This window comes from Zhongshania sp. (assembly GCF_047636175.1).
Classification (GTDB): domain Bacteria; phylum Pseudomonadota; class Gammaproteobacteria; order Pseudomonadales; family Spongiibacteraceae; genus Spongiibacter.
Window position 1 is genome coordinate 1 of sequence record NZ_JBLIKC010000051.1, and the last position, 5,103, is coordinate 5,103.

Annotated in this window: 6 protein-coding genes; 4 read left to right on the forward strand and 2 right to left on the reverse strand. The window is 47.7% G+C overall.

Features of this window, described 5'->3' with window-relative positions; genetic code table 11:
- Positions 1-49 precede the first annotated feature (49 nt).
- Positions 50-655 (reverse strand): TetR/AcrR family transcriptional regulator, encoded by a 606-nt coding sequence (locus ACI955_RS17075; protein ID WP_415244953.1) that lies wholly within the window; start codon positions 653-655, stop codon positions 50-52.
- 194 nt (positions 656-849) lie between these two features.
- On the opposite strand from ACI955_RS17075, the gene ACI955_RS17080 reads away from it, so the two are divergent.
- The 3 genes from ACI955_RS17080 to ACI955_RS17090 all read left to right on the forward strand — a co-directional run bounded on the left by ACI955_RS17080 (position 850) and on the right by ACI955_RS17090 (position 3,031).
- Positions 850-1,170: a 2Fe-2S iron-sulfur cluster-binding protein gene (locus tag ACI955_RS17080; RefSeq protein ID WP_415244958.1), complete on the forward strand. Its 321-nt coding sequence runs from the start codon at positions 850-852 to the stop codon at positions 1,168-1,170.
- A gap of 71 nt (positions 1,171-1,241) precedes the next feature.
- A complete protein-coding gene (locus ACI955_RS17085) occupies positions 1,242-2,645 on the forward strand; it encodes a cytochrome P450 (protein WP_415244954.1) in 1,404 nt (467 codons plus the stop codon).
- A gap of 203 nt (positions 2,646-2,848) precedes the next feature.
- Positions 2,849-3,031 (forward strand): BLUF domain-containing protein, encoded by a 183-nt coding sequence (locus tag ACI955_RS17090; protein ID WP_415244955.1) that lies wholly within the window; start codon positions 2,849-2,851, stop codon positions 3,029-3,031.
- Positions 3,032-3,337: 306 nt separating this feature from the next.
- On the opposite strand, the gene ACI955_RS17095 is transcribed toward ACI955_RS17090, so the two are convergent.
- Positions 3,338-4,153, reverse strand: coding sequence for an alpha/beta hydrolase fold domain-containing protein (locus tag ACI955_RS17095; protein ID WP_415244956.1), 816 nt, complete (start codon positions 4,151-4,153; stop codon positions 3,338-3,340).
- A 178-nt stretch (positions 4,154-4,331) separates the two neighbouring features.
- Between ACI955_RS17095 and ACI955_RS17100 the strand changes: the two genes are divergently transcribed.
- Positions 4,332-4,985 (forward strand): DsbA family oxidoreductase, encoded by a 654-nt coding sequence (locus tag ACI955_RS17100; protein WP_415244957.1) that lies wholly within the window; start codon positions 4,332-4,334, stop codon positions 4,983-4,985.
- Positions 4,986-5,103 lie beyond the last annotated feature (118 nt).

A 5,103-nucleotide genomic window follows, 5' to 3' on the forward strand; every position in this document is an offset into this window, starting at 1 on the left:
TGCGAAAGAAAACGCGGCGTGGGATCAGTTTAAGAGTAATTCGCGCCGCTTATAAATCTGTCTTGCGAGAGTTGTCGTCGAGGAAGTAGCTGGTGAATAATGGGGTTAAGCCATCACCGCCACCCCAAAGGGCCTTAGCGCGAGTGCCCAGTGCCTCGCGCGTTAATTCACCAATAACCAAATGGGCTATCGCAGCTCGAAATTCTTCAGGGTTCTGGGTTTTTTGACTGCCCGCCATTACCGAAGAGGCATAAATGATATCAATGAGCTCCCCCATTCTTGCCGTCACTGGGCCACCCGCGTCTTCCGCCAACATGGCATGAACCAAAACCCCTGCCATGCCTTTTTCTTCTTGTTCAAGTTGTCGTAAGACACCGAATATCTGCTGCATAGTGGTGGCGTAATCACCGTTTTGATTTGAGATAGTATCGAGCAGGCGCTCTCGGGTGAGTCGCAGGATGTCGTCAGTGACCGCGGCGATCAGCTCTTGCTTGGATGAAAAATGGTGAAGCAACGATGGCCGCTTAATATCGCATCGCGCCGCGATAGCCTCTAGCGGGGCGGCAATTCCCTGCGCGCCAAACTCAATGCGGGCGGCCTCTAATATACGTTGGCGGGTTTCCGGTGAGTTATTTTGTCTTTTGGGGCGTGCCATGGCGATCTCGTGACGTCTGATTAATTGGGTAGGCGGTCTGTGTTTATATCGCGGTATTTTCGCAGAATTCAAGCTGCTTGACAATTAATCTACTTGTGAGTAGATTAATTAAAATAAAAAAGCAAGACAGCTCTGAACCATCAAGGCATGACTTGCTGCTAACGGTTTCATTTATCGATTTAGTCGAGGACTTTATGGGCATTATTACTTTTGTAGAACATGACGGCACCCAGCATATGGTTGACATTGAAGAGGGTAAGTCCCTGATGCAAACTGCGATGGATAATCTAGTGCCCGGTATCGATGCTGACTGTGGCGGTTCATGTGCCTGCGGCACCTGCCATGTCATCGTTGATCCTGAATGGGTGACTGCGCTTGGTAGTGCTAGTGAAGAAGAAATACTGATGTTGGATATGACACCTGAAAAATCTGCTAGCTCGCGTTTGTCTTGCCAAGTAACAACCTCCGCCTCCATGGATGGCATGGTTGTTCGTCTACCTGAATTTCAAATGTAGAGTCTGCTACAGTTGGGCATAAAAATGCGCTCTAGAGCAATAATAAAAACTTTTGCAGGGTTGGAAAACATATGAATATTAAATCAGTCGTCATTGAAAAAGGCACTTCAATAATTGAAAAGAGCGCTGCTGTGGTGCCTATTCATGTGCAAATTAAAGGTGCTCATTTATATCAAAAGGCTAGGAAGAAGATTTTTAAGATTCAGGACTTCCCACCCTTTGTTGAGACGGATATTCCCAACGTGGCAGACCTCGAACTCAAAGATATCGACGTCAGCAACCCATTCCTGTTTAAGCAGAACCGGTGGGAATCTTATTTTAAGCGCCTGCGCGACGAACGCCCGGTGCACTATCAAAAAAGTAGCCGCTTTGGGCCATTCTGGTCGGTTACCCGTTATGAAGACATTATGTTTGTCGACAAGCACCACGAGTTGTTCTCGGCCGAACCTATTATCATGCTGGGCGACCGCCCTGAAGGCCTCCATGCCGACACCTTTATTGCCATGGACCCTCCTAAGCACGATGTCCAACGGCAGGCCGTTCAAGGTGTTGTTGCACCGCAAAACCTCAAGGAGATGGAAGGTCTGATTCGCAGTCGAGCAGCAGACGTTTTAGACAGTCTCCCCATTGATGAACCCTTCGACTGGGTAGAAAAAGTCTCTATAGAACTCACCGCAAGAATGCTTGCCACCTTGTTCGACTTTCCTTATGAACGACGCCGCGATCTGGCTGATTGGTCCGATGTTATTGGTGGCGGCTTGGAGCTGACCGGTGGTAAATCATCAACCGATCAGGGCTTTGCGGCAGCGGCAGAGGTCGCAAAAGCATTTTCGACGTTGTGGCGTGAAAAAGAGGCCAAAAAAGCCGCCGGTGAAAAAATGGGTTTTGATCTGATCAGCATGTTGCTGGCCAATGAAGATACCAAAGACATGATCAACCGTCCTATGGAATTTCTCGGCAACCTAGCGTTACTAATTGTGGGCGGTAACGATACCACCCGTAACTCTATGACCGGTGGTGTATTTGCCTTCAGTAAGTTTCCCGACGAATTTATAAAGCTCAAGAACAAGCCGAGCCTGATCCCTAATATGGTATCGGAAATTATTCGCTGGCAAACCCCGCTTGCCTATATGCGCCGTGTTGCCAAGGAAGACGTTGAACTGAACGGCCAAACCATCAGAAAAGGCGACAAAGTGGTGATGTGGTATGTGTCGGGTAATCGTGATGAGCGGGTTATAGCTCAGCCCGATGATTTCATTATCGACCGCAAAAATGCCCGTAATCATCTGTCCTTCGGCTTTGGTGTTCACCGCTGCATGGGTAACCGTTTGGCAGAAATGCAGCTGCGTATACTCTGGGAAGAGTTACTCAAGCGCTTTGATAATATTGAAGTGCTTGCTGAGCCAGAATATGTGCAATCGAATTTCGTAAAGGGCTATTCTAAAATGATGGTGAAGCTCACGGCTAAGGCATAGGCTGTGGACCTTCGTATAGCCCGTCATAGCCACGTTTTAAATGGTGTGGTCTTGTACTCGAAGGGACTTTAAAACTCGGCAATATTGCAGGCCTCGCTCTGCAATATTGTTAAGTAATAAACGAGGGTAGATAGGTTTATACCGCTAATATAATAGGATGCCAAAGTTTATATGATGAGTGTCGCGCTTCGGAGACTCATAACATGCTCTTGGTCCGTTTAATCTACGCCAGTCAGCCCTCTGAAAGTTTTAAGCTAGAAGATATTGAAAAAATAGTGGTGTCTGCGCGCCAGAATAACGTCGCTAAAGCAGTGACGGGCTTGCTGGATTTCAACCAACATTATTTTCTGCAGTGTTTAGCGGGATCGCGAAGTTCGGTCAATTAAATTCATCACAAAATTCTCCGCGATGGTCGCCACCAAATACTGCTGCTACTCGACTATACAGAGATAACCGAGTGGGATGTTTTCAACATGGGAGATGGGGGTGTCTGCCTGAAACGGAGACAACTGGAATGCTTTAAACGAAATTTTCAGGGCTGACCGAGCTTTCGCTTTACCATATGCGTGGAGAGAGCGGTCATAAAATGGTGATTGAGCTAAGAAAGGCAATAGCTGCGGTGTAAGGCTTGAATAAATGAGCGCAGGGGTCAAGAAACAACGCCGACGCTCAGATCTTTTCTTGTCTTCCTGCTATTCAGCAACTTTCTGCTCACGTAAAAAGCCAATGCCGCGACTCTCGGCGCCACCCGCCAGTGCATACGTTAGAAGGTGGCCCAGAACCGGCACAGTGTAGGTTTCTACCTTAACATCTTGCTTGTCCAATGCCTCTTTCATCAACGTCATTTGCTCGGGCTCGACGAGCTTGTCCCATTGGCCGTGATATAAAAATACCGCAGGTGAATTTTTAGCGACGTGATTAACCGGAGAGGCATTCTTCCATTCCTCTGTAGCGTTTACCATGGCTTCACCAATCAATTTACGCACCATTGGAGAGTTCGGCCATTTGGTGAGGTCTGCTGGTGTGCCGCCCGCGACGATGCCGCGTAAATGGGGTGACTGCGGTTTATCTAGACCTGCCATCAAAATTAAATGTGCGCCTGCAGAGTAACCCCAACCGTTGATATTAGTGGTGTCTACTTGATAGTCATCTGCATGATCATACAGCCAGGTGATGGCGTCTGAGACGTCGTTGACCGGTGCAGGATAGCGGTTCTGTGGCGCCAGCCGGTAGGTAATATTGAATACTACAAAACCCGCCTTAGCTAGTTTTGTGCTGACGCCGTCCATGGTTCCGCTGCGGTTAGTCCAGCCACCGCCGTGAACGACCACAACGGCCGGCTTTAGACCGTCAGTGTTGGGGATATAGAGATCCCCAGCTAAGGATGCTCCGTCGATCTTTTTATAGACTACATTCTTTGTTTTTTGGAAACCGGCAGACTTGTTAAAAGCCAATGTTGAGCAGGCTACAAGGAAGAGTAGTGCGGTAATAATGAGTAGAACTTTCATATTAGGTATCAGTTTGAAGACGGCGCCAAAGCGCCTAAGGTATATTAATAGTATTGTTAATATTAATGATAATCGAATAATGTACGAATATTACTGACAAGTCGATTTATCTCCAATCCGTCTCTTCGCACTTAATGATACTATGCCGACATCGTGCAGCGTCTTAGGGGAAGATCGAATGGTGAAGCTACAAATTGATATCGTGTCAGACGTTTCGTGCCCTTGGTGCATTATCGGCTACAACAGCTTGCAACTCGCGCTGTCACAATTAAGCAAAGAAGTGAGTGCAGACATCACCTGGCATCCCTTTGAACTCAATCCGAGTATGCCGGCTGAAGGCCAGGAAGTTAATGAACACCTCGGTCAAAAGTATGGCATCGATACCGCGCAAATAGAGCAAAATAGGGCGGCCATAAAGCAGCGTGGTTTGGATGTGGGCTATGAATTTGGTCATCGTGGCGGCGGCAGAATCTACAATACCTTCGATGCGCATAGACTGCTGCATTGGGCGAAACAAGAGAATAAACAAACCGAGCTTAAATTGGCGCTGTTTGATTTATATTTCAAAGAATCTGGCAATCCTAGCGATCATCATCAGCTCTTAAATACGGTGAGCAAAGTTGGTCTAGATACTGACATCGCGGCAGCTATTCTGAGCGCGGACACCTATGCGGAAGATGTTCGCAAAGAGCAGCAGCATTACCAAACCATGGGAATTTCGTCGGTGCCGGCGGTGATCGTCAATAACAAACACCTCATCAGCGGTGGGCAGCCAGCAGACGTGTTTGCAAATGCACTGCGCCAAATTAGCCAAGAGCAAGCCCAAGCCTAGGTGCGCCGGCACCGAATCGACATTAAGCCTGTTGTCGGCAGGTTTAAGCTAAACTGGTTTATGGTTGTGCGCTCAATTTAAGTAAGCGGCCATTCTCGCCATCTTCTAGTATAAAAAT

Coding starts and splice junctions, on each gene's coding strand:
- ACI955_RS17095 (WP_415244956.1), bottom strand. CDS start 4,153: ATGAAAGTTCTACTCATTATTACCGCACTACTCTTCCTTGTAGCCTGC.
- ACI955_RS17090 (WP_415244955.1), top strand. CDS start 2,849: ATGCTCTTGGTCCGTTTAATCTACGCCAGTCAGCCCTCTGAAAGTTTT.
- ACI955_RS17080 (WP_415244958.1), top strand. CDS start 850: ATGGGCATTATTACTTTTGTAGAACATGACGGCACCCAGCATATGGTT.
- ACI955_RS17085 (WP_415244954.1), top strand. CDS start 1,242: ATGAATATTAAATCAGTCGTCATTGAAAAAGGCACTTCAATAATTGAA.
- ACI955_RS17100 (WP_415244957.1), top strand. CDS start 4,332: ATGGTGAAGCTACAAATTGATATCGTGTCAGACGTTTCGTGCCCTTGG.
- ACI955_RS17075 (WP_415244953.1), bottom strand. CDS start 655: ATGGCACGCCCCAAAAGACAAAATAACTCACCGGAAACCCGCCAACGT.